Raw genomic sequence first — 21,832 nt, forward strand, 5'->3', positions numbered from 1 at the left:
AGTCTGCGGCCGGCTTGGCGTGCTGGCCCGGCATGCGCTTCGCGACGCGACTTGCCGACGCGTGCGCGTGGGCTGCTGCGGGGGCTGCAGCAAGGCGGTCGATGAGGAAGGCCGGGTTGGACATGGCCCGGCGATTCTAGGCCTGCACGCCGGGCAGGGCGGACGAAAGACCCGATGGCCTCGGTTCACCGGCGCACGCCGCAGCCCGCTACTGCGGAAACTGCACCACCGGCCCCTGCACCTTCTGCCCCGGCGGCACATACGCCGGCGCGGCTTCGCCACCGGGCCCCAGCGATCGCGTGAAGGCATAGATCGCCTTGAGTTCCGCATCGGTCATCCGGCGCACGTTGAACCACGGCATCGGCGGCCTCGGCTCCATGCGGCGGGCGTAGTCCAGCCACTGCCGCTCGGTCATCGACGCCAACGAGATGCGCAGGTTGGTCGCGTACGTGGTGCCCCACGGGCCGGACCAGCCGAGGGCATCGCCGGTGAGCCACAGCTTCTCGTCGACCTGGCCGTTCTTCGGCCCGTAGCCGGGGGTGTGGCAGTCGTTGCAACCCGCGATGCGCACCAGGTGGCGGCCGCGCTCGATCTGGTTCTTGCCGGGCGCCGGCGGTGCGGCCTCTGCGGCGGCGCAGGTGGCGCAGGCGACGATGAAGCCGAGGGCAGCGATGGCTGTCCGATGCAATCTCATGGGAAGTCCTTCTTCTTGACGTGGGTTGAATTTCAGGCAACGGCCTCGCGTTCGCGCCGCCAGGCCGCGGGCGGCTTGCCGACCAGCCGCTTGAAGGCCCGCGCGAACGCCGCCTCGGATTCGTAGCCGACCTCGAGCGCGATGGCCGCGACGGTGGACCGCGTCTCCAGCAGCATCCGCGCCGCGGCCTGCATGCGCCATTGCGCGAGGTACTGCATCGGCGGGATGCCGATCATCTGCACGAAGCGCTCGTGCAGCGCCGAGCGCGACAGCCCGATGCGGCGGCCCAGCTCGTCGATGCTCCAGTCCTCCGCCGGCGCCTCGTGCATCAGGGCCAGTGCGCGGCCGACGAAGCGGTCGCGCAGGCCGGCGAGCCAGCCTGCGCTCTGGGCCGGCAGGTGGTCGGCGTAGCGGCGCACGGCGTCGACGAACATCATTTCGCTCATGCGCGCCAGCATGGCCTCTGCTCCCGGGCGCCGGGCATGCGACTCGGCCGCGGCCTGCTCGGTGAAGCGGGCGATCCAGGCGTCGTGCTCGCCGGCGCGCAGGTGCAGCATGCGGGGCAGGGCGGCGATCAAGGGGTTGAAGGGCTGCCGGTCGTAGCCCAGGAAGCCGCAGACGATGGTGGGGTCGGTGTCCGATGTCGGCGGCGGCACCAGCTGCAGGTTGGGGCCGTCGTAGGCGACGCGCAGCGGCAGCGGCTGGTTCAGCACGTTGTCGTACCAGCGCACGTCGACGGTGCCGCGCAGGCCTGGGGCGCTCGACACCACGTGCGCATCGCCGTGCGGAAACATCACCACGTCGCCCGGCGCCAGCTGCACCGGCGCCTCGCCCAGGATGCCGGCCCAGCAGCTGCCGCGCACCACCGCGTGGTACTCCATCACGTGCTCGATGCCGGGCATCAGCAGCGGCGCGATCTCCTTGGCGGCGGGTGCCTCGGCGGCCCAGTCGCTGTGGCCGCTGACGTAAAAGAACACGGCACCCTGCAGGCGCACGCTGCGCAGCACGTCGGACAGGGTGTCGAGGCTCATGAGGCCGGGCCACGGGAGTGGGCGTCAACGGCGGACGCGCGATCAAGCCCCGACGACGCCGGATCAAGCGAGCCCACGGCCCCGCCGGAAAAATCGAGCCACCTCTTCCTCATCCCATCAACCCCCGGGAGCACACCATGCAATCTTTGACCTACCTTACGCTGGACAGGGACGTCCGGCAAGTCCGGCCGGCCGACGTCGATGCCTTCGGCGCGCAGATCAGCGGCGGCGTCATCGGCATGGCCGACCCTGCGTACGAAGAAGCGCGCAAGGTCTGGAACGGCATGGTCGACCGCCGTCCGGCGCTGATCGCGCGCTGCCTGAACGATGCCGACGTACAGGCCGCGCTGCGCTTCGCGAGCGCGCACCGCATGCTGTTCAGCATCCGCGGCGGCGGCCACCACATCGCGGGCAACGCGGTGGCCGAAGGCGGCCTGATGATCGACCTGTCGGGCATGAAAGCCGTGCGCGTCGACACCGAGCGGCGCGTCGCGCACGTCGGCCCCGGCGCCCTGCTGGCCGACGTGGACCGCGAGACGCAGGCCCACGGCCTGGCCGTGCCGCTGGGCATCAACTCCACCACCGGCGTGGCAGGGCTCACGCTGGGTGGCGGCTTCGGCTGGCTGACACGGCGCCATGGCATGACCGTCGACAACCTGCTGAGCGCCACCATCGTCACGGCCGACGGCCAGGTGCGCGTGGCCTCGGCCAAGTCCGAACCCGAGCTCTTCTGGGCCTTGCGCGGCGGCGGCGGCAACTTCGGCGTGGTGACGTCCTTCGAGTTCCAGCTGCATCCGGTCGGCCCAGAGGTCTACACGGGGCTGGTGGTCTACCCGTTCGCGCAGGCCAGGCAGGTGCTGCGCGCCTGGCGCGACTTCTGCGACGCGGCGCCCGACGAGCTCACCGTCTGGGCCGTGATGCGCAAGGCGCCGCCGCTGCCTTTCTTGCCGGAATCTGTCCACGGCAAGGAGGTCGTGATCCTGCCGATGGTGTGGTGCGGCGACCTGGCCGCCGGCGAGATGGCCGTGGCACCGGTGCTGAAGTTCGGCGAGCCGGTCGGCAGCCACATGGGCCCGACGCCCTACGCCGGATTCCAGACCGCCTTCGATCCGCTCCTGGCGCCCGGCGCACGCAACTACTGGAAGACCAACAACTTCACCGCGCTGAGCGATGCGGCCATCGACGTGCTGGTCGACAACGCGAGCCGCCTGCCGGGCCCGGAATGCGAGATCTTCGTCGCGCAGATGGGCGGCGCCATGGGACGCGTGAAGGCCGACGCCACCGCCTTCGTCGGCCGCGACGCGCGCTACATCATGAACGTGCACGGCCGCTGGGCCGATGCGGCCGACGACGACAAGGTGCGCAACTGGGCGCGCGGCGTCTTCCAGCAGGCCGCGCCGCACGCGACCGCCAGCGGCTACGTCAACTTCCTCACCGAGGACGAAGCCGGGCGGGTGGCCGACAGCTACGGCACGAACTACGCGCGGCTGCAGGCGGCCAAGCGGCGCTACGACCCCGAGAACATGTTCCGCATGAACCTCAACATCGCGCCGGCGTCGTGAGGCCGGGGCGCGAGGTCAGGCCGCCTTCTTCGCGAAGCCGTACTTCGACATCAGCGCCTTTTGTTCTCGCTCGGCCCGCTCCGCGAAATCGCGGAAGCGGGCCGCCGGCATGTACCACGGCCGCAGCGCACCCTGCTCGAGCACGTTGAGGAACGACGGCTGCTCCGATGCGAACTTGAACGCGTCCTGCAACTGCGCCACCATCGGTGCCGGCATGCCCGCCGGGCCACCGATGCCGACCGGGCTTTCGATGGTCACGTCGTAGCCCAGCTCCTTCGTGGTCGGCACGTCGGGCCAGTTCTTCGAGCGCTGGCTGGTGGCGAGCGCGAGCAGGCGCACCTTGCCGTTGCGCTCCTGCGGCGCGATGCTGATCAGCGTGTCGATGGCAAAGGTGAGCTGGCCGCCCAGCAGCGCGACCATGCAGTCGTTGCTGGCGCGGTAGGGCACGGGCAGCCAGTTCAGGTTTTCGCGCGCGGCGATCTCTGCGCCGAACAGATGGGCGCTGTTGCCGAGGCCCGAAGGGCATCCGTAGGACACCTTGTCGGGGTTCGCCTTCGACCAGGCGAGGAGGTCCTTCCATGTCTTGAAGGGCGAGTCGGCCGGCACCACGATGCCGAAGTTGATCTCGGCCAGCGAGGCGATCCAGCTGAAGTCCTTCACGCCGTCGTAGCCTACGTCCTGCTGGATCGGCTGGCGAATGGTGCTGAGCGACAGCACGACCAGCGTGTAGCCGTCGGGCGGCGCATTCTTCGCGGCGACGAAGGCCGGTGTGCCGCCGGCGCCGGAGCGGTAGTCGGTGACGATGGCCTGCCCGAGCTTCTTCTCGGCCTCGATGCAGGCGGCGCGCGCGATGGTGTCGAAGGAGCTGCCGGGCGGGCTGGAGTTGAGCAGCTTGATCGGCTTCGTCGGATAGGCCTGTGCATGCGACTCGAGGCCCGCGAGGGCGAGTGCGCTTCCCGCGGCCGAGGCGAGAAGGGTGCGTCTTTTCATCATGATTCGTCTCCGTGGTTGTGGTTTGACATGAGACGTGCGGCACGCATGCGATGGGACAATTCCGCATGCCCGCACGATTGAATATCACGCTGCGCCAGATGCGCGCTTTCGTCGAAGCCTACCGCCTGCGCAACCTCACGCACGCCGCCGATGCGCTTCATGTCACGCAGTCGGCCATGAGTGCCTTGATCCGCCAGTTCGAAGAAGAACTGGGCGTTCGGCTCTTCGAACGCACACCTCGCGTGCTGCGGCCGAACCGCGCGGCCGACGACGCGTTTCGGCAGGTCGAATCCATCCTCGAAAGCATCGCGGCGCTCGGTGAAGACATGCGCGACCGCGCCGAGCAGGTCGAGCGCGTGCTGGCCTTCAGCTGTGCGCCTGCGTTGTCGTCGGCGGTCATCCCGACGGTGCTCGCGGCCTTCAAGCGCGAGAACCCCGACGTGAAGACGGTGATGTACGACGCCGGCGACGCGAGCCTGATCCAGCGCGTGCTGACCGAAGACGTGGAGTTCAGCATCGGCTTCTTCGAGCACGAGCCCGAGGCCGTGTCGCGCGAGGCCTTGGTCATCGACCACCTGTGCGCCGTGTGCTCCAAGGATTCGCCGCTGGCCGCCATGGAGCGCGTGACCTGGCACGACCTGATGGAGCAGCCGATCATCAACCTGAGCAAGGGGCTGCAGGTGCAGCAGCTGGTGAGCGAGGCGATGGCCAATGCGGGCCGCGCCTACCGCCCGGCTTACGAGATCTCCTTCATCCACACCGCGCTGGCGCTGGCGGCGCAGGGCTTCGGCATCGTGGTCATTCCGGGCTACCTCGTCCGGGGCAATCCGCACACGACATCGCTGGTGGCGAAGAAGCTGCACGATCCCGACATCGAGCGCAGCCTGCTGGTCCACACGCGCCAGGGGCACGTGCTGTCGGCGCCGGCGGAGACCTTCTTGCAGATGCTGCGCGATCATCTGGCGCAACTGGTTTGAACGTGAAGAGGCGGGCGCGCGCGGCCGCTCAGTCGGCGAGCGGCGAGGCCGCGACACGCGCGATGAAGCGGCGCAGCAGCAGACCGACTTCGCCATCGTCGCTGCCCAGGCTCATGAGGGGCGACACGTGGTTGTGTCCCGCGAGATCGGCGACCTGGGGCTTGGCCGGGCCGCGCGACAGGGCCTCGACGAGATCCTGCGATTGACGACGAAGGTCTGGCGGGTCGTACTCGGCCAACGTCACCAGCAGCGGGTGCGACGGCAGGCGCGCATGCGTGAGCGGCGAGCGCTGGGCATAGAGCGCAGGGTCGTCGCCGAAGTACGCCCGCTGGCCGTCGCTGAGCGGAGCGGCCGCCTGGTAGAAGCCGCTCATGAGTGCCGCGGCCAGCACGCGGTCGCGCGCGCCGCCTGCGAAGGCCGGGTCGAACAGCCAGGTCGCCAGATGGCAGGCACCGGCCGATTGCCCGATGACGACAAGCCGCTTCGCATCGCCGCCGTAGAGGTCCGCACGCTGCAGCAGCCATTGCACCGCGGCCTCCAGGTCTTGCGCACCGGCAGGCCAGCCACCGACCGGCGCGCGGCGGTAGTTCATGCAGGCGCCCAACATGCCGTGGGCTGCGAAGAAGCGCCCCACGTTGGCATAGAAGGGCGGCGCCACCTGCTTGTCGCCGGCCACGAAGCCGCCGCCATGCACGAACAGCACCACCGGCGCACTTGGCCCCTTTGCGGGAAAGAGGTCGATGCGATGCCGCGGGTGGTCGCCGTAGGCCACGTCGGCGATGCAGGTCGTCGCCGCCTTCGCCTGCGCATCGACGCGCGGCGCCCAGTGCTGCACCGTCGCGGCCAGCACCTCGGGGTCGAAGCGGCTGCCGTAGACCTGCGTGACGCTGCGAAACGAACGCCCGGCCACGGTTTCAGTCCTTCGCCGGGTAGTGCTCGACATGGTGCGCGGCGTGCGGGCGCCAGGTCTCCTGCTTGCCGATGTCGAGGTCGAAGCCGCGCATGTGCGTGAGGTCGCCCAGCTCCACGCCGATCGGCGGCAAGCCGTCCTGGAAGCGCTGCACCGAGTCGAAGAGCCGCTGGCGCAGCCGCACGATGGCCGCGTCGGCCGCCACCAGGTGCTCGGTGCTCCGGTCGTAGATCGGGCCCATCGACGTCGAGATCACCGCGTCTTCCTGCGTGATGCCGTGGAAGCCGCTCCAGCTGCGCTTCTCGCGCATGGATTCGCGGTCCTGGTTGAAGCGCGTGTCCCAGTTGGCGACGAACTCGGTGTTCTTGTAGAAGCGCTCCTCGACCAGGCCCGAGCGCTTGAGGCGCTCGTTCAGGTCGAGCTGGCGCACGTCGCTGGCGTCGACGAGGTAGCTCGCGGTGGTTTCGTCGTCCAGCGGCGTGTCGAACACGGTGGTGTAGAAGTCCGGAAATTCGATGATGCGGCCCGTCGGCATGAAGAGGGGCACCAGGCGGATGTTTCGCTGCTCCGGATTTGCGGCCGCGCGCATGCCGACGTAGTGAAAGCCGAAGCCCGTGTTCTCGATCTCGAGCTGGGGCGAGGTGTCGTCCCAGGCCGCGCTCACCATGTCGTTGATCTCGGGCGCTGCGCCCGAATCGGCCAGCCAGCCCGGCCGCGTGACGTTGCTGTGCAGGATGCCGACGTGCGAGCTGTCGGTGCCGCCTTCCCACATCTGCAGGTAGTTGGCCTTGACCACCAGCTTGAACAGCACGCGGTTGGACTCGGGCACCTTGTCGTAAGCGAAGTGGCGGAAGGGCGGTTCGTGCTCCTTGGGGCCGATGTAGGTCCAGATCAAGCCCGACTGTTCACGCACCGGATAGGCCTTGGCGCGCAGGCGCTCGCGCACGCGCGGGTCGGCATGGTTGGGCGTTTCCATCAGCTTGCCGGTGACGTCGAACTTCCAGCCGTGGTAGAGGCAGCGGATGCCGCCGTCCTCGACGCGGCCGAGGGCCATCGACGCGCCGCGGTGCAGGCACAGCTCGTCCATCACGCCGACCTTGCCTTCGGTGTCGCGAAAGACCACGAAGGTCTCGCCCAGTAATTTGGCGCGCAGCGGGTCGCAGTCGGGGTGCGGCAGCTCGTCGGAGGTGGCGATGGGGTGCCAGTAGCGGCGCATGGTCTCGCCCATGGGCGTGCCCTTGCCCACGCGGGTCAGGAGTTCGTTCTGTTCTTTGCTCAGCATGCCGGTGTTCCTTGGAGAAGAAGGTCGTGGGGTCGTGAGGGGTCGTGGGAAGGTCAGAGGTCGAGCACGAGCCGCGCCGACCGGGCACCGGAGCAGCAGAGCATCATGGTCTTGTTCGAACGCTTCTGTTGATCGGAAAGAACGCTGTCGCGGTGATCGGGCTCGCCTTCGAGCACGACGACTTCGCACGAGCCGCAGATGCCTTCCATGCACGAATAGGGCACGTCGATGCCGGCATCGAGCACCGCGTCGAGCACGGTCTTGCCTTCGGCCACCGTCACCACCTTCTTCGAGCGCGAAAGCTCCACCTGCACGCCGCCCGCGGCAGCCGGCGCATCCTTGGCCTGGAAGTATTCGAGGTGCACCTGGGCCGGCGGCCGGTCGGCGGTGAGGCGCTCGAAGGCTTCGAGCATCGGCAGCGGGCCGCAGCAGTAGACGTGTGCGCCGGCCGGAAGCGCGCGCAACACGGGTGCCAAGTCGAACAGCCCTTGCTCCTGGTCGAAGTGCAGGTGCACGCGGCCCGGATGCTGCGCCGACAAGGCGCGCAGCTCGCGCAGGAAGGCGGCGTTCTGGCGGCCGCGCGCGGCATAGAACAACTCCCAATCGCGGCCCAGCGCCTGCAGACGTTGCAGCATGCACCACATGGGTGTGATGCCGATGCCGCCGGCGATCAGCACCGACTTGGCGGCCTCTTCGTCGAGCGGAAAGTGGTTGCGCGGGCGGCCGACCTTGAGCAGCTGGCCGACGCGCAGCGTGTCGTGCATGGCGATGGAGCCACCGCGGCTCTTGGCGTCGCGTGCGACGGCGACCACGTAGCGGTCGGTCTCCGCGCAGTCGTTGCAGAGCGAGTAGCTGCGGCTCATGCCGTTGGGCAGGTGCAGGTCGACGTGTGCGCCGGGCAGGAAGCCGGGCAGGGCGCGATCGGCCACGTCGCGGAACTCGAAGGACTGCACGCCGTCGGCTTCCCAGCGGATCGCGGACAGGCGCAGTTGAAGAAGCTCGGACTCGGAAGGGGCTTGCACGTCGGCTCCCTCAGCGGCGCAGCAGCACGGGCGCACCACCCGTGCGGCGGTGGAACAGGAACTTGGCCAGCTGCCGGTCGAGCGCATCGATGTGGCCGGGCAGCCAGTTCACGATCTCGGCCGTCATGCGCCGGGCCGGCTCCCGACGGCCTTCGCGCAGCAATTGCCGCGCTTCGTCGAAGGAGCGCAGCACGGCCGCATGCTCGTCGAGGTGGCATTCGCGCGAGGCGAAGTCGTGCGTGGCCATCAGCTCGTCCTCGGTCGCGAAGTGGTCTGCGAAGTGGGCGTGCAGCGCGGCGAAGCCGGCGTCGAAGGCCTCGTCGGAGGCGACGCGCAGTTCGAGCGACGCGGCCATCAACGCGTCGTGGTCGTCGTCGAACTGGGCATGGCCGGTGGCGAGCGACAGATCGGGCGGTGCCTCGTGGGTGGACTCGTGGGCGGGAAGGGCGAAAGCTTGCATGGGCCGGACTGTAGGCGTGGGGCCCCGGCGCGAATACCGAAAGCTTTCGATGGCGCCATCATCATTTGTTGTAGTGAAGCAGCGGCACTCGCTCCTAACATCGTCCACGCACTTTCACCACCTCCGACATCCACCTCGGACACCCCGACGATGAACCCAAGAGACAACGAGCGCCTGACCGATGTCAGCCCCGGAACGCCCATGCACGCGCTGTGCAGCCGCTACTGGCTGCCGGCCGGCCTGGCCTCGGACCTGCCCGAGCCCGACGGCGCGCCCATCCGCGTGCGCCTGCTCGGCCGCAACCTGGTGGCCTTTCGCGACAGCGACGGCCAGGTCGGCATGCTCGACGAGCTGTGCCCGCATCGCCGGGCCTCGCTGATGCTGGGCCAGGTGCGCCGGGGCACCATCGAATGCATCTACCACGGCTGGCGATTTTCGGTGGACGGCAGCATCGTCGAGATGCCCAACTGCGACGACGAGAGGCTGAAGCAGCGCTACCGCGCCAATGCGTATCCCGTGAAAGAGGCGGGTGGCTTCCTGTGGGTCTACCTGGGCCCGAAAGATGCCATGCCCGAGTTCCCCATGCACGAATGGATGGCGCTGCCCGAGCGCAACCGCCATCCGCGCATCATCGCTAGTCGATCGAACTTCGTGCAGGTGATGGAAGGCCTGCTCGACACCACGCACCTGGGCGTGCTGCACCAGGATTCGCTGCCGCGCGCGGACGGCACGGTGAAGGTGGTGAACAACACGACGCGGCCGGCCAGCCGCTTCACCGCCGTGTCGAATTCCGCCAAGGTGCCGGTCGTCGAAGTGGAAGAGCGAAGCTTCGGCATCTATGCAGCCGCCATCCGCGAGGGCATGGCCGACGGCGAGGCCGTGCGCGACGTGCGCATCACGGCCTACGTGGCGCCTTTCACCATCTACGTGGCGAACGGCCACGTGACGCTGATGATCGTGCCGGTCGACACCGAGACCACCCATCTCTACATCGTCTACTGGGACCCGGAAAAGCCCTTCGCCGAGGAGCCCTACCGCAGCGACATCGAACGCGGCACCGGCACGCTGCCCGAGGTGGCCGAGCGCTGGGGCTTCAGCCGCGAGACGCTGGGCGCGCCCGGCACGATGAGCATGGCCAACCACTGGGGGCAAGACCGCGCGCGCATGGCGAGCGGCGAAAGCTTCTCGGGGCTGGAGCTCTTCGCGATGGAAGACGCGGCCTGCACCTCGTCGATGGGCACGGTGTCGGACCGGCAGGAGATGCTGGTCCCGGCCGACCTGGCGATCGTGCGCATGCGGCGCTTCCTGCTGGCCGCGGCCGACGCGGTGGCGCGCGGCGAAGCGCCGCCGGCCTTCGCCGATGCCGAGGCGGCCCGGCACGTCGGCGCCGTCCACACGCAGATCGCGCCGGGCGAGGACTGGCGCGAAGCCGTCGCAGCGACGGCCACAACGACCGAGGAAGCCTGATGACCGACGAACGAGACATCCCCCAGTACGCCCATCTGCTGCGGCTCGACGGCAAGGGCTTCGTCGTGCTCGGCGCGGGGCAGGGCATCGGCGAACAATCCGCGCACGCACTCGCGCAGAGCGGCGCCAAGGTGCTGTGCGTCGACTTCGATGCCGGGCGGGCCGAGCAGGTCGCCCGCGCCACGGGTGGCGTAGCGGCGGTCGCCGACGTGCTGTCGCGCACGTCGATGGAAGCGGTGTTTCGCCAGGCGCGCGAACAGCTCGGCGTGCCGCTGGGGGGCATCGTCGACGTGGTCGGCATGCCGGTCGGCAAGTCGCTCGCCGACATGGACGACGACGCCTGGCAGCGCCAGTTCGACCTGGTGCTGCGCCATGCATGGCTCGCCATTCAGTACGGCGTACCGGCGATGGAGCGAGGCGGCAGCATCGTGGTGGTGGGCTCGATGGCCGGCAGCATCGCCCGCGGCGGCACGCTGCTGGCCTATGGTGCCGCCAAGGCCGCACTGCATCACCTGGCGCGCAGCGCGGCGCAGGAGTTCGCGCCGCGCGGTATTCGCGTCAACGTGGTGGCGCCCGGGCTCACGCGCACGCCGCGGCTGGTAGAGGCGAACGGGCAGGCCTTCTGGGATGCGCAAGCGGCGCAGATACCGTTGGGCCGGCCCGCAGCGCCGGCCGACATCGCCGCCGCCATCCTGTACCTGTCGACGCCGCTGGCCGCGCACGTCACGGGCAATGTCGTGATGGTCGATGGCGGCGCGAGCCTGGGACCCGTGCAGCCCATCGCGAAGTCGCAGCGCGACTGAGCCCGCCGCGGCGGGCCGGCGCCGCGCGACCTACAGCACCTCGGCGATCGCCTTTCCCACATCGGTGGTGCACGCGCTGCCGCCGATGTCACGCGTGCGCGGCGCGCCGGAGCGCGGGTCGAGCACGGTCTCGATCGCCTTCAGGATCGCGTCGTGCGCATCCTTGTGCCCCAGGAACTCGAGCATCATCGCGCCGCTCCAGATCTGCCCGATCGGGTTGGCGATGTTGCGGCCCGCGATGTCGGGCGCCGAGCCGTGCACCGGCTCGAACAGCGAGGGCGAGCGCCGGTCGGGGTCGAGGTTGGCGCTGGGCGCGATGCCGATGGTGCCGGTACAGGCCGGGCCCAGATCGGACAGGATGTCGCCGAACAGGTTGCTCGCCACCACCACGTCGAAGAAGTCCGGCCGCTGCACGAAGTGGGCGGTGAGGATGTCGATGTGGAATTTGTCGGTGGTCACGCCCGGGTACCGCTTCGCCATCTCGGCCACGCGCTCGTCCCAGAAGGGCATGGTGATCGCGATGCCGTTCGACTTGGTGGCGCTCGTCAGGTGCTTCTTGGGCCGCGCCTGCGCGAACTCGTAGGCGAACTTCAGCACGCGGTCGACGCCGTGGCGGGTCATCACCGTTTCCTGCATCACGATCTCTCGCTCGGTGCCCGGGAACATGCGGCCGCCGATGGCGCTGTACTCGCCTTCGGTGTTCTCGCGCACGATGTACATGTCGATCTCGCCGGGCTCGCGCGGGCTGCCGTCCTTGCGGACCACGGGCGCGACGATGCCGGGCATCAGGCGGGCGGGGCGCAGGTTCACGTACTGGTCGAACTCGCGGCGGAACAGCAGCAGCGACTGCCACAACGACACGTGGTCGGGGATCTTCGCCGGCCAGCCGATGGCGCCGAAGAAGATGGCGTCGTGGCCGCCGATGCGCTCCTTCCAATCGTCGGGCAGGTACTTGCCGTGCTTCTCGCAGTAGTCCCAGCTGCAGAAGTCGAAGACGTCGAACTGCAGGTCGATGCCGAACTTGCGTGCGGCCGCTTCGACCACGCGCATGCCCTCGGGCATGACCTCCTTGCCGATGCCGTCGCCGGCGATGACTGCGATGCGTTTCTTGCTCATGGTGTCCTTGGGTTCCTGGTTTCGATGGTTCAACGTTTCTTGGCCATGCCGTACTTGGTGAGCAGGGCGCGCTGCTCCACGAAGGACTGCTGCACGAAGGCGTTGAACGCCGCCGTGTCCATGTAGCGCGGCGCCTGGTCCGACTTGTCGAGCAGCGCGACGAAGGCCGGCTGCTCCAGCGCGAACTTGAAGCCGTCGTGAAGGGCGCGCACGATCTCGGGCGGCATGCCGGCCGGCCCGCCCAGTCCGATCGGGCTGTCGATGACGAGCTGGTAGCCCAGGTCCTTCATCGTCGGCACCTGGGGCCAGCTCTTCATGCGGTGGTTCGATGCGACCGCAAGGTAGCGCGCCTTGCCGGCCCGCACGAAGGCACTGGTGCTGATCACCGTGTCAACCGCGAAGTTGATGTGGCCGCCCAGCAAAGCCGTCACGCTTTCGCTGCTGCCCTTGTAGCCGATGGCCTGCCACGCGAGCTTCTCGCGGGCCGTGATCTCTTCGACGAACAGGTGCGCGCTCTGGCCCAGGCCGGGCGGCGCGCCGTAGGACATCTTGTCGGGGTTCGCGCGGCCCCAGGCCAGCAGGTCGGCCCAGCTGTGGAAGGGCGAGTCGGCCGACACCACCACCGCGAAGATGTTGTCGACCATGTTGAGGATGTAGGTGAAGTCCTTGAGCGGGTCGTAGGCCACGTCCTCGAAGATCGGCTGCCGCCAGAGCGCCGCGTTGACGCCGCCGATGGTGTAGCCGTCGGGCGCTGCGGACTTCATGGCCAGGTAGGCGGGCACGCCCGCGGCACCGGGCTTGTTCTCGACCACGACGGGCTGGCCGAGCTTCTTCTCGGCTTCGATGGCGGCCGAGCGCATCACGATGTCGGTGATGCCGCCCGGTGGGAAGCCGATGATGAGCTTGATAGGGCGCTGCGGAAAGCGCGCCTGCTGCCCGAAGGCGAACGGCGCGGCGATGCCGGCCGTGCCGGCGGCAGCCGCCCGCAGCACCGCGCGGCGGGTCCATGGGATGTCTGTCAACGAAGTCTCCGGTGGTTCTTCAGTTCAAGGGCGAGCACGCCGCCGGTGCCGCGAGCGTGCTTTCCTGCTTCAGCAGGAATTCAAGGCCGCCTTCGGGTGGCCAGGTGCCGTCGCGTGCGACCCGGGCCTGCACCTCGTCGCGGTGCGCGTGGTCGCGGTAGGCCCAGATGCTGACCCACTGGTTGAGCCGGCCGAACTCCGAGGCGCCGCAGAACACCAGCGGCGACAGCTTGACTCGCGCATCGATGGCCGAGGCCCATGCGTCGCGGCAGGCTGCGGGACCGCCGGGCAGGTAGCTGTCGACGTAGAACTCGTAGAGGGCGCCGTGGCGCGCCGGCGCCAGTGGCGGCGAGTAGGGCGCGGGCAGCAGGATCACCGAGTCCATCTCGAGCAGGTAAGGCCGCAGCGGTGGCGGCCAGAGCGGCGGCCGCATCATCGCGTCGCGGATCTCGGTGCGCTGCTGGATGTCGTCGTAGGGCCAGAGGTGCATCACCGTGTTGAGCTGGCCCGTGAGCGTGTGCCACAGGCCGGCCAGCGGCGACATCGGCGTGCGGTGGTGCAGGTGCTTGCCGAAGAGGTCTTCGGTGGGTGGCACGCCGCCCGGGCGCAGCAGGTAGGTTCGCAGTTCCGCGATCATGGTGCGGCCTTCGTCACTGCATCAGTGCATCGACCCGCCGCCATCCACCGCGAGCACCGTCGCGGTGATGAACGACGACTCGTTGCTGGTCAGGAACAGCATGGCATCGGCGATCTCGCGCGCTTCGCCCATGCGGCGGATGATGCGGCGGTCCATGAGCTTTTCGTATTGCTGGGGCGTGAAGCTCGCGCCGTGGCTGGTGTCCTTGACGAGCGGCGTGTCGATGAGGCCAGGGCACACGACGTTGACGCGCACCTTGTCTTTCGCGAGGTCGATCGCCATCGCCTTGCTCATGACGATGAGGCCGCCCTTCGACGCACCGTAGGCCGTGCGTCCCTCGGTGGGCCGCAGCGCCAGGCCCGACGCGACGTTGACGATGGTGCCGCCGCCTGCGGCGCGCAGGTGGGGCAGGGCCGCCTTCGACACCAGGAAGGGCCCCATGAGGTTCACTCCGATGTCGGTCATCATGGCTTCGGCCGTGGTCTCCTCGAAGCTCTTGCGCGTGCCGATGCCGGCCACGTTGCAGATGCCGTCGATGCCGCCGAGCCCCTCGGCCGCGGCCTCGACGGCGCGCTGCACCGAGGCCTCGTGCGACACGTCGCATTCGACGACGACGGCTTGCGGCAAGTGCGTGCGCGCCGTGTCGAGCGACTTCGGCGAGCGGTCGAGCACGGCGATGCGTGCGCCTTCGGCCTGGAAGCGAAGGGCGGTTTCGAGCCCGATGCCCGAGCCCCCGCCCGTGATGATGATTCGTCGATCGGCAAGGCGCATGCGTGTTTCCTTCTTCGTCGTGGTGCTGCGTGGCGAAGAAAGTCTAGGGAGCGATGCAGCACGCACCAAGCGATGGTTTGCGATGGCGCCATCGAAAATTTTCGTGATGGCCTCGATGTGTCGTTGCCTGCGACGCGTGTCGGACGGGCAGTGACAAAAACGATGCCGCCATCTGAATAAACGATTTCGCGTCGCCGGATGCGGCTTTCATACTGCCGCCCAAATCGACTCACAGGAGACATTCGAAATGGGCAACACGATGAACGCCCCCTGGTCCCGCCGACGATGGCTGTGCGCAGCCGGTGGGGCAGCGGCGACGATGGCGACAACAGGTCTTCATGCGCAGACGCCGTACCCCGCGCGCCCGATCCGCCTCATCGTCGGCTACCCGGCCGGCGGCTTCACCGACATCGTCATGCGCGCCGCCGCGGTCGAGGCGGAGAAGAAGCTCGGGCAGACCGTGATCATCGAGAACCGGCCGGGCGCCGCAGGCGTCACCTCGTTCCTCGCGATCAAGAACGCGGCGCCCGACGGCTATGTCATCGGTGCCGTCAACACGGCCGTGTGGCGGCAACCTGTGCTCGAGGATGTGGCTTACGACCCCATCAAGGACTTCACGTACATCATCAACATGGTCGACAACGTGTTCGCCGTCACCGTGGCGGCGGATGCGCCCTTTCGCACCTGGGCCGATCTGCTGACCTGGGGCCGCGCCAACGCGCAGCAGGTGTCGTACGCGGTACCGCCGGGCCTGGGGCAGAGCGCGCACATCTTCATGGAAGAAGTCGCCGCCAGGGACAAGGTCGCATGGCAGGCCGTGCCCTACAAGGGCAGCGCGGAAAGCGTGACGGCACTGCTCGGCAAGCAGGTCACCTTCTCGGTCGACACGGTCATCGGCACCAACGCGATCGTGCAGGGCGGCAAGGCGCGCTACCTGGCCATCGCGTCGAACCATCGCTTGAAGAGCCATGCCGACGTGCCGACGATGCGCGACCTGGGCTACAACGTCGCCATCGACAGCCCGACGGGCCTGGGCGGGCCGGCCGGGCTGCCGGCCCACGTCGTCAAGACGCTGCACGACGCCTTCAAGTTCGCGCTGGAGCAGCCGGCGGTCATCGCCCTGCTGGAGCGGTCGGACCAACTGCCGCGCTACATGGCGACCGACGACTATCGCCGCTGGGTCGCGCAGTCCGCGGTCGAGCAGCGCGACCTGCTGACGCGCTACGGCTTCGCGAAGAAGCGTTGAAGCCCCACGCAGCACACCTCACGGAGAACAAGCCATGCTGGACAGAGAGAAGAGCCGACTCATCACGCAAGTGACCGGCGATGCACCCATGGGCCGCCTGATGCGCGAGTACTGGATACCGGTCGCGCGCGGCGAGCAGTTGAAGGCCGGCGCCGCGCCGATGCGCCTGACCATCCTCGGCGACAAGCTCGTCGCCTTTCGTTCGCCGTCGGGCGAGGTCGGCGTGATGGACGAAGCATGCCCGCACCGTGGCGCCTCGATGGCGCTGGCGCGCAACGAGCCGAACGGGCTGCGCTGCATCTATCACGGCTGGAAGATCGGCGCCGATGGCTTGCTGCGCGATGCACCCACGCATCCCGAGCACCTGCCGCTGGAGCGCTTGAAGACGCGATCGCACCCCGTGCGCGAGCAGCAGGGCATGGTGTGGACCTGGCTCGGCAAAGGCGCTGCGCCGGCCTTCCGCGAACTGGCCTTCACGGGGCTGCCGGACGACCAGGTGATCACTGCGACCGCGGTCGTCAAGTGCAATTGGCTGCGGCCGATGGAGACGCTGTGGGACGTCTTCCATTCGCAGATGCTGCACCACGACACCAACCGGAAGATTCCGTTTCGCGGCGACAACTACTTCTCCAACGAAGGGCGCAAGACCGACACGGGCTTGATGTACGACTACCCCGAGATGCTGGTCGAGCGCACGCCCTACGGCTTCGATCTGGTGAACAGCGATGCGCGCAAGAAGACGTCCGGCCATTTCGTACTGCCGTTCATCCAGTTCCACACCATCGGCCCCGATCCGCTGGAAGACAAGGCGCTGAAGATCAGCGTGCCAATCGACGACGACACGACGCTGCTGTGGTCGGTGGTGTTCAACCGGCATGGGCCGCTCAAGGAGACGGGCTTCGGGTTGACCAACCTCGGGCGCTGCGCCGATCGCAACGACCTGTTCAACAACCTCAAGCGAGGTGCCGCACGTTCGGCCGACACTCGCTGGAACCAGGACCGCGAAGCGATGGAGCGTGGCGACAGCTTCTCAGGCTACGAGGAAGCCCATCCGACGCTGACCCTGCTCGCGGAAGACAACTACGTGCTGGAGAGCCAGGGCGAGTACGACCGGTCGCAGGAGCAACTGGGGCCCGTGGACCGGGCGCTGGTGGAGGGGCGGCGGGTGCTGCTCGATGCGTTGAAGGCGCATGAGGCGAATGGGGAAGCGGTCGGGCGGGGTGTCGACATCCCTGGGGTCGAGGCGCGGTACATCCTGAACGAAGAGGAAGCGGCGGCGGGCTGAAACTGCGCAGTGCAGTGCAGCGCAGTGCAGCGGGGTGCAGCGCAGGAAGGCATGACGGCGGGGCATGGGGGAAACCCCGATGCTTCTCGCCTTGTCAGCCCGAAATGACAACGATAACATTCGGATTTCAACGGACGCGAGGCCGGTAGACCCGATCCTTAGCGTACCTGTTCATGAGTGTTGATCGCACACAAGTCTGCTCAGCCACAAATGACATCGTTATCATTTATCCACGGAGACGCAATGACCCCCGCAACTTTTCGCACCCGGCGCTCGATGGTGTTCGGCACCGCCGCACTGGCCTTGTCGACCGTCTGCCTCGTGCCGGCATTCGCCGCTGAACCCGGGGCGGCCTACTTCTCGGGCAAGACCATCAAGATCATCGTGCCCAACCCCGCAGGCGGCACCTCGGACATCCTCGCGCGTATCCTCGCGCCGAAGATGGCCGAAGCCTTGAGCGCGACGGTCGTGGTGGAGAACAAGGCCGGCGCCACGGGCAATTTGGGCTCCGATTTCGTGGCCAAGTCGGCGCCCGACGGCCTCACGATCCTGCTCAACGACATCGGCTCGCTGGCCATCGCGCCGAGCGTGTTCCCGAGCCTGCCCTTCGATCCGGTCAAGGACTTCGCGCCCGTGGGCCTGGTGGCCTATTCGCCGCACATCCTGGCTGCGAATCCGGCGTTGCCGGTGAAGGATGCGAAGGAACTCATCGCGCTCGCCAAGTCGAAGCCCAACTCCATCAATTTCGCGATCTCCGGCACCGGCGGCGCCAACCACCTGGCCGGCATCGACTTCGCGATGCGCACCGGCATCGTCTGGACCTACATCCCCTACAAGGGCGGCTCGCAGGCCATCAACGACGTGATGGCGGGGCAGGCCGACGTGCTCTTCAACGGCATGGTGGCCACGTACCCGATGGTGAAGGGCGGCAAGCTCAAGGCGCTGGCCATCTCGAGCGCCAAGCGCTTCCCCGCTGCGCCCGAGATCCCGACCGTGGCCGAATCCGCCGGCCTGCCGGGCTTCGAGACGGGATCGTTCCAGGGCATCGTCGCGCCCGCGAACACGCCCGCACCTGTCGTCGCGACCCTGCACGGCACCATCGAGAAAATTCTGGCCACGCCCGACATGCAGAAGCGCCTGCAGGACCTCGGCGCCGAAAGCCGCCCGGGCAGCTCGGCGGACTTCGGCAACTTCATCAAGGTGGAGAAGGCGCGCTGGGCGAAGGTGGTGAAGGAGTCGGGGGCGAAGTTCGAGTGAACGATGGCGGCCGGTTTCAGCCGGCCGCATGGCGCAAGACGGGCATTCGGAGCGGGGCTATGGAAGCTTCGCGAGCACCGCGTCCATCTCGCCGCTCGTGAAAGCGCGCAACGACTGGACGCGTACGTTGCCTTGCATGGCAGTCGTGAGGCTGAACGCCGCCAACGCCTGTTCGTCCTCTGCCTCCATGACGGCGACGAGGTCGTAGGCGGCTGAGGCCATCGAACTCGACCCGACGCAGCCGCCGGACGCCGTTCGAGCGCATGGGGCAGTGAAATGATCTGCAGGTCGCCGAAGCGGTGGCGCTGTCTTCGTTTGGAAGCTGACCTGTGCGGGGCGGCAAAGGACTTCACTGGGAAACGCGGGAAACGCGGCTGGGATGCTACGCGCTTCCTTGGCGATGGCAAGTGTGACGGGCGGGCCAGGCGTGCAAAGCAGCGGTATGCTGCCGTCTTCGCTCACGCCTAATATTGAATACGTCAACTTGTTGAAGGGACTGTGCATGCCCAGGGTGACCACTACGACCACCATGACCGTCCGCCTCAGCGGTACCCTCAGCGATTTCGTCGCTGCCAATGTGGGCGAGCACGGTGCTTACGAGAACATCAGCGAGTACCTGAGGGATCTGATTCGGCGGGACATGCTGCGGTCTGAACAAGCGGCGTTCGAACGGCTGAAGGCTGAATTGACTCACGCTTTCTCGGCGCCAGAGTCCTCATACAAGCCGCTGACCGCAGCCGACGTGATCGCGCGCAACAAGAAGTCCTGAGCGCGTGGCCAAAATTCGAGTCCGCATTCAGGAATCGGCTTCCTACCGATTGGACGAGATCTATCGCTACACGCGAGATCGCTGGGGCGAAAAGCAGGCCGAGGGCTATGTCGCCGAATTGTTCGAAGCCTTCGAGGGCATCAAGAGCCGTGCAACCTTGTCCAGGCCGATCCCAGCCGAGTTTGGCATCGAGGGCTACTTCTTCAGATACGAAAAGCACTACGTGTACTGGCGCAGACTGTCCAACGGGGACATCGGCATCGTGACGATCCTGCATGAGCGGATGCACCAGATCGATCGGTTGCGGGACGAACTCGGCCTGTGAGAGCTTTGACCCAGCTTCCCAATAAGCAAGGGCCGCGAATGGAGCCCTTGACAGCTTGCGAAAGCGAAACTGGAGCGGGTGAAGGGAATCGAACCCTCGTATGAAGCTTGGGAAGCTGCCGTTCTACCATTGAACTACACCCGCGGCAGACGCGGATTCTAGCCCTAGTCCCGGGCGCGGCGGCTCCGACGGATGTCTTGCGATCGGCGGCGCGCCCATCCGGTGCTGATGTACGCAATGCGTATATCATTCGCGCCCATGAATACCCAACAGGTCCTCCTGCGCGACGCCATGCGCCGCTTGAACATGACCCGCGAAGTCTTCGCGGACCGCATCGGCACGCGGCGCCGCGCGCTCGACACGTGGCTGCTGCCCGACGACTCCAGCGAATTCCGCGCCATGCCCGAGATGGCGCGCCGTTATGTGATGGAAATCCTGGAGCGCCACGCGCCAGAAGCGACCGAATATACGCAAAGCGTACATGATGACCGAATTGAAGCCGCACCCACCGGCCACCACCTGCTCTCCGTCTCCCAATTCAACCGAGACTCCCTCGAGCACCTGTTCCACGTCGCCGACGTGATGCAGCCCATCGCCCACCGCCGCAAGGTCAGCCGCGTGCTCGAAGGCGCGGTGCTGGCCAACCTGTTTTTCGAGGCGAGCACGCGCACGCGCATCAGCTTCGGTTCTGCCTTCTGCCGCCTGGGCGGCTCGGTGTGCGACACCACGGGCTTTACCTTTTCGTCGATGGCCAAGGGCGAATCGTTGCGCGACACGGCGATGGTGATCAGCGGGTATGCCGACGCGATCGTGGTGCGGCATCCGGAGCAGGGCTCGGTGGCGGAGTTCGCTTCGGCGACCAACATTCCGGTGATCAACGCGGGCGACGGCGCGGGCGAGCACCCGAGCCAGGCGCTGCTCGATGTCTACACCATCCAGCGGGAGTTCTCGCGGCTGGGCAAGCTGGTGGATGGCGCGCACATCGCGCTGGTGGGCGACCTCAAGTACGGCCGCACGGTGCATTCGCTGATCCAGTTGCTGGCGCTGTTCCGCGGCATGCGCTTCACGCTGGTGGCGCCGCCTTCGCTGCAGATGCCGCGGGCGCTGGTGGAGGCCGTTGCCGCGCGGGGGCACGAGGTGGTGGAGTCGGACACGCTGAACAGCCTGGCGGCGGCCGACGTGGTGTATGCCACGCGCATCCAGAAGGAGCGCTCCGGCGGCGAGAGCATCGAAGGCTATGGCGAGGAGTTCCGCATCGACCGCGCGCTGGTCGAACGCGTCTGCCGCGCCGAGGTGGTGCTGATGCACCCCCTGCCGCGCGACGGCCGGCCCGGCGCCAACGACCTGTCGACCGACCTCGACCGCGATCCGCGCCTGGCCATCTTCCGGCAGACCGACAACGGCATCCCGGTGCGCATGGCCATCTTCGCGATCCTGATGGGTGTGGATGCGCAGGTGCAGCGCTCGATGCGCGACGTGCGCTGGCAGCCACCGACGATGGTGCGGCCGGACGACGCGCTGCTGAACGAGCAGGACTGAGCGCCGCCTTGGCTGGCGCGGGCATCCCGTCGAATGGCAGATCGACCGGCAGATCGACCTTAAGAGGGATGGATCGCCGGCCCCGTCGGTGGTACCTTCCGGGCGGCCTCGGGGCCTTGGTTGGAGGATCGAATGTTCGAGCTGTATCCCAAGTTCTTCGGGTATCTGGGCGACCGCAGCCGCGATATCGAGCGGCAGTTGAATGAACACGAGGCGCTGGACTTTTCCAGCATGCTGCGCCGGTACCCCGTGATCGACGATTGGCGGACGGACATGGGGGCCGAGTACGGACGCTTCCTGCGCTACCTGATCCGCTTCGGTGTCTCGACCGCAGGGCTCGAGCCCTTCTTCAACGAGTATTTCAATCGCGCGCAGATCGATTGGGCGAAGAGCCGGGCGGCGCCGGTGCGGCTCGACGTGGCCTTCGGCAAAGGAAAACTGTCCGCCGATGACGTGGTGCTCATGCGGCACGGCTACACCGACGCGATCGACCTGGCGAAGTATCTCGAGACGGTGACGGCCCCCGACGGCGGTCTCGATGCCATCTTCGGCCTGCCTGCAGGCGTCCGCTGGAAGCCGCCGCCGGCCGAAGGCGCCGACGATGGCTTCGAATCGATGCTCCATCTTCCTTTCGGCGGTGGCCGCGTGCCACCGCCGTCTCCGC

At 67.7% G+C, this 21,832-nt stretch carries 23 protein-coding genes and 1 tRNA gene; 11 read left to right on the forward strand and 13 right to left on the reverse strand.

Features of this window, described 5'->3' with window-relative positions; all coding sequences use genetic code 11:
- Positions 1-208: 208 nt before the first annotated feature.
- Together B0W80_RS29880 and B0W80_RS29885 are read right to left on the reverse strand one after the other, a co-directional pair.
- Positions 209-694, reverse strand: coding sequence for a c-type cytochrome (locus B0W80_RS29880; protein WP_077002792.1), 486 nt, complete (start codon positions 692-694; stop codon positions 209-211).
- 32 nt (positions 695-726) lie between these two features.
- Positions 727-1,725 (reverse strand): AraC family transcriptional regulator, encoded by a 999-nt coding sequence (locus tag B0W80_RS29885; protein ID WP_077002793.1) that lies wholly within the window; start codon positions 1,723-1,725, stop codon positions 727-729.
- A 137-nt stretch (positions 1,726-1,862) separates the two neighbouring features.
- Here B0W80_RS29885 and B0W80_RS29890 point away from each other — a divergent pair, with 137 nt between their 5' ends.
- Positions 1,863-3,287, forward strand: coding sequence for an FAD-binding oxidoreductase (locus B0W80_RS29890; protein WP_077002794.1), 1,425 nt, complete (start codon positions 1,863-1,865; stop codon positions 3,285-3,287).
- Positions 3,288-3,302: 15 nt separating this feature from the next.
- Here the strand turns inward: B0W80_RS29890 and B0W80_RS29895 are convergent, their stop codons facing one another.
- Positions 3,303-4,277, reverse strand: a complete 975-nt coding sequence (locus B0W80_RS29895; protein ID WP_077002809.1) for a tripartite tricarboxylate transporter substrate binding protein — start codon at positions 4,275-4,277, stop codon at positions 3,303-3,305.
- 68 nt (positions 4,278-4,345) lie between these two features.
- Here B0W80_RS29895 and B0W80_RS29900 point away from each other — a divergent pair, with 68 nt between their 5' ends.
- A complete protein-coding gene (locus B0W80_RS29900) occupies positions 4,346-5,257 on the forward strand; it encodes a LysR family transcriptional regulator (RefSeq protein ID WP_077002795.1) in 912 nt (303 codons plus the stop codon).
- A 28-nt stretch (positions 5,258-5,285) separates the two neighbouring features.
- On the opposite strand, the gene B0W80_RS29905 is transcribed toward B0W80_RS29900, so the two are convergent.
- From B0W80_RS29905 to B0W80_RS35205, 4 genes are read right to left on the reverse strand one after another with little or no spacing between them, the layout of a single operon-like run.
- Positions 5,286-6,167, reverse strand: a complete 882-nt coding sequence (locus B0W80_RS29905; protein WP_077002796.1) for an alpha/beta hydrolase — start codon at positions 6,165-6,167, stop codon at positions 5,286-5,288.
- Between the two features lie 4 nt (positions 6,168-6,171).
- Entirely contained in the window at positions 6,172-7,449 is a 1,278-nt protein-coding gene (locus tag B0W80_RS29910) for a Rieske 2Fe-2S domain-containing protein (protein ID WP_077002797.1), read from the reverse strand.
- A gap of 53 nt (positions 7,450-7,502) precedes the next feature.
- On the reverse strand, positions 7,503-8,471 hold the full coding sequence (locus tag B0W80_RS29915) for a PDR/VanB family oxidoreductase (RefSeq protein ID WP_077002798.1): 969 nt from the start codon (positions 8,469-8,471) through the stop codon (positions 7,503-7,505).
- A 10-nt stretch (positions 8,472-8,481) separates the two neighbouring features.
- A complete protein-coding gene (locus B0W80_RS35205; RefSeq protein WP_077002799.1) occupies positions 8,482-8,931 on the reverse strand; it encodes a bacteriohemerythrin in 450 nt (149 codons plus the stop codon).
- A 150-nt stretch (positions 8,932-9,081) separates the two neighbouring features.
- Here B0W80_RS35205 and B0W80_RS29925 point away from each other — a divergent pair, with 150 nt between their 5' ends.
- Positions 9,082-10,398 carry a Rieske 2Fe-2S domain-containing protein gene (locus B0W80_RS29925; RefSeq protein ID WP_077002800.1) on the forward strand — a complete coding sequence of 439 codons (1,317 nt, stop codon included), beginning with the start codon at positions 9,082-9,084 and terminating at the stop codon, positions 10,396-10,398.
- Positions 10,398-11,201: an SDR family NAD(P)-dependent oxidoreductase gene (locus B0W80_RS29930; RefSeq protein ID WP_077002801.1), complete on the forward strand. Its 804-nt coding sequence runs from the start codon at positions 10,398-10,400 to the stop codon at positions 11,199-11,201. The genes B0W80_RS29925 and B0W80_RS29930 overlap by 1 nt, the downstream gene beginning before the upstream one ends.
- A 30-nt stretch (positions 11,202-11,231) precedes the next feature.
- On the opposite strand, the gene B0W80_RS29935 is transcribed toward B0W80_RS29930, so the two are convergent.
- The 4 genes from B0W80_RS29935 to B0W80_RS29950 are packed head-to-tail and all read right to left on the reverse strand — an operon-like array spanning position 11,232 to position 14,747.
- The gene (locus tag B0W80_RS29935; RefSeq protein WP_077002802.1) at positions 11,232-12,317 is read right to left on the reverse strand and encodes a tartrate dehydrogenase; all 1,086 of its coding nucleotides are present in this window, start codon (positions 12,315-12,317) and stop codon (positions 11,232-11,234) included.
- Positions 12,318-12,346: 29 nt separating this feature from the next.
- On the reverse strand, positions 12,347-13,339 hold the full coding sequence (locus B0W80_RS29940) for a tripartite tricarboxylate transporter substrate binding protein (protein ID WP_083745721.1): 993 nt from the start codon (positions 13,337-13,339) through the stop codon (positions 12,347-12,349).
- Positions 13,340-13,358: 19 nt separating this feature from the next.
- Entirely contained in the window at positions 13,359-13,976 is a 618-nt protein-coding gene (locus tag B0W80_RS29945; protein WP_077002803.1) for an NIPSNAP family protein, read from the reverse strand.
- Positions 13,977-13,997: 21 nt separating this feature from the next.
- Positions 13,998-14,747: an SDR family NAD(P)-dependent oxidoreductase gene (locus tag B0W80_RS29950; RefSeq protein WP_077002804.1), complete on the reverse strand. Its 750-nt coding sequence runs from the start codon at positions 14,745-14,747 to the stop codon at positions 13,998-14,000.
- Between the two features lie 247 nt (positions 14,748-14,994).
- On the opposite strand from B0W80_RS29950, the gene B0W80_RS29955 reads away from it, so the two are divergent.
- From B0W80_RS29955 to B0W80_RS29965, 3 genes are all read left to right on the forward strand, one after another.
- Positions 14,995-15,993, forward strand: a complete 999-nt coding sequence (locus B0W80_RS29955) for a tripartite tricarboxylate transporter substrate binding protein (protein WP_083745722.1) — start codon at positions 14,995-14,997, stop codon at positions 15,991-15,993.
- A 34-nt stretch (positions 15,994-16,027) separates the two neighbouring features.
- Positions 16,028-17,278, forward strand: coding sequence for a Rieske 2Fe-2S domain-containing protein (locus tag B0W80_RS29960; RefSeq protein ID WP_077002805.1), 1,251 nt, complete (start codon positions 16,028-16,030; stop codon positions 17,276-17,278).
- A gap of 243 nt (positions 17,279-17,521) precedes the next feature.
- Positions 17,522-18,535 carry a tripartite tricarboxylate transporter substrate binding protein gene (locus tag B0W80_RS29965; protein ID WP_083745723.1) on the forward strand — a complete coding sequence of 338 codons (1,014 nt, stop codon included), beginning with the start codon at positions 17,522-17,524 and terminating at the stop codon, positions 18,533-18,535.
- 57 nt (positions 18,536-18,592) lie between these two features.
- Here B0W80_RS29965 and B0W80_RS34555 read toward each other — a convergent pair whose 3' ends face one another.
- Positions 18,593-19,066: a GYD domain-containing protein gene (locus B0W80_RS34555; RefSeq protein ID WP_306171882.1), complete on the reverse strand. Its 474-nt coding sequence runs from the start codon at positions 19,064-19,066 to the stop codon at positions 18,593-18,595.
- On the opposite strand from B0W80_RS34555, the gene B0W80_RS29975 reads away from it, so the two are divergent.
- Positions 19,065-19,304, forward strand: a complete 240-nt coding sequence (locus B0W80_RS29975) for an addiction module antitoxin (RefSeq protein WP_256856728.1) — start codon at positions 19,065-19,067, stop codon at positions 19,302-19,304. The two genes, B0W80_RS34555 and B0W80_RS29975, sit on opposite strands and share 2 nt — an antisense overlap.
- Positions 19,305-19,308: 4 nt before the next feature.
- Positions 19,309-19,629 (forward strand): type II toxin-antitoxin system RelE/ParE family toxin, encoded by a 321-nt coding sequence (locus B0W80_RS29980; protein WP_218668970.1) that lies wholly within the window; start codon positions 19,309-19,311, stop codon positions 19,627-19,629.
- Positions 19,630-19,699: 70 nt separating this feature from the next.
- Here B0W80_RS29980 and B0W80_RS29985 read toward each other — a convergent pair.
- Positions 19,700-19,773 (reverse strand) — tRNA-Gly (locus B0W80_RS29985).
- 114 nt (positions 19,774-19,887) lie between these two features.
- On the opposite strand from B0W80_RS29985, the gene B0W80_RS29990 reads away from it, so the two are divergent.
- Both B0W80_RS29990 and B0W80_RS29995 read left to right on the forward strand, forming a co-directional pair.
- A complete protein-coding gene (locus tag B0W80_RS29990; RefSeq protein WP_077002808.1) occupies positions 19,888-21,168 on the forward strand; it encodes an aspartate carbamoyltransferase in 1,281 nt (426 codons plus the stop codon).
- 132 nt (positions 21,169-21,300) lie between these two features.
- On the forward strand, positions 21,301-21,832 hold a 532-nt coding region (locus B0W80_RS29995; RefSeq protein ID WP_143684838.1), incomplete at its 3' end, for a hypothetical protein.

This window comes from Variovorax sp. KK3 (genome assembly GCF_001984055.1).
Taxonomy (GTDB): Bacteria; Pseudomonadota; Gammaproteobacteria; order Burkholderiales; family Burkholderiaceae_C; genus Variovorax.

What these genes read in the sequence shown, in the direction of transcription:
- B0W80_RS29930 (WP_077002801.1), top strand. Translation starts at nt 10,398, where the DNA reads ATGACCGACGAACGAGACATCCCCCAGTACGCCCATCTGCTGCGGCTC.
- B0W80_RS29945 (WP_077002803.1), bottom strand. Translation starts at nt 13,976, where the DNA reads ATGATCGCGGAACTGCGAACCTACCTGCTGCGCCCGGGCGGCGTGCCA.
- B0W80_RS29885 (WP_077002793.1), bottom strand. Translation starts at nt 1,725, where the DNA reads ATGAGCCTCGACACCCTGTCCGACGTGCTGCGCAGCGTGCGCCTGCAG.
- B0W80_RS29990 (WP_077002808.1), top strand. Translation starts at nt 19,888, where the DNA reads ATGAATACCCAACAGGTCCTCCTGCGCGACGCCATGCGCCGCTTGAAC.
- B0W80_RS29880 (WP_077002792.1), bottom strand. Translation starts at nt 694, where the DNA reads ATGAGATTGCATCGGACAGCCATCGCTGCCCTCGGCTTCATCGTCGCC.
- B0W80_RS29895 (WP_077002809.1), bottom strand. Translation starts at nt 4,277, where the DNA reads ATGAAAAGACGCACCCTTCTCGCCTCGGCCGCGGGAAGCGCACTCGCC.
- B0W80_RS29955 (WP_083745722.1), top strand. Translation starts at nt 14,995, where the DNA reads ATGGGCAACACGATGAACGCCCCCTGGTCCCGCCGACGATGGCTGTGC.
- B0W80_RS29900 (WP_077002795.1), top strand. Translation starts at nt 4,346, where the DNA reads ATGCCCGCACGATTGAATATCACGCTGCGCCAGATGCGCGCTTTCGTC.
- B0W80_RS35205 (WP_077002799.1), bottom strand. Translation starts at nt 8,931, where the DNA reads ATGCAAGCTTTCGCCCTTCCCGCCCACGAGTCCACCCACGAGGCACCG.
- B0W80_RS34555 (WP_306171882.1), bottom strand. Translation starts at nt 19,066, where the DNA reads ATGGTGGTCGTAGTGGTCACCCTGGGCATGCACAGTCCCTTCAACAAG.
- B0W80_RS29960 (WP_077002805.1), top strand. Translation starts at nt 16,028, where the DNA reads ATGCTGGACAGAGAGAAGAGCCGACTCATCACGCAAGTGACCGGCGAT.
- B0W80_RS29925 (WP_077002800.1), top strand. Translation starts at nt 9,082, where the DNA reads ATGAACCCAAGAGACAACGAGCGCCTGACCGATGTCAGCCCCGGAACG.
- B0W80_RS29965 (WP_083745723.1), top strand. Translation starts at nt 17,522, where the DNA reads ATGACCCCCGCAACTTTTCGCACCCGGCGCTCGATGGTGTTCGGCACC.
- B0W80_RS29975 (WP_256856728.1), top strand. Translation starts at nt 19,065, where the DNA reads ATGACCGTCCGCCTCAGCGGTACCCTCAGCGATTTCGTCGCTGCCAAT.
- B0W80_RS29910 (WP_077002797.1), bottom strand. Translation starts at nt 7,449, where the DNA reads ATGCTGAGCAAAGAACAGAACGAACTCCTGACCCGCGTGGGCAAGGGC.
- B0W80_RS29950 (WP_077002804.1), bottom strand. Translation starts at nt 14,747, where the DNA reads ATGCGCCTTGCCGATCGACGAATCATCATCACGGGCGGGGGCTCGGGC.
- B0W80_RS29890 (WP_077002794.1), top strand. Translation starts at nt 1,863, where the DNA reads ATGCAATCTTTGACCTACCTTACGCTGGACAGGGACGTCCGGCAAGTC.
- B0W80_RS29935 (WP_077002802.1), bottom strand. Translation starts at nt 12,317, where the DNA reads ATGAGCAAGAAACGCATCGCAGTCATCGCCGGCGACGGCATCGGCAAG.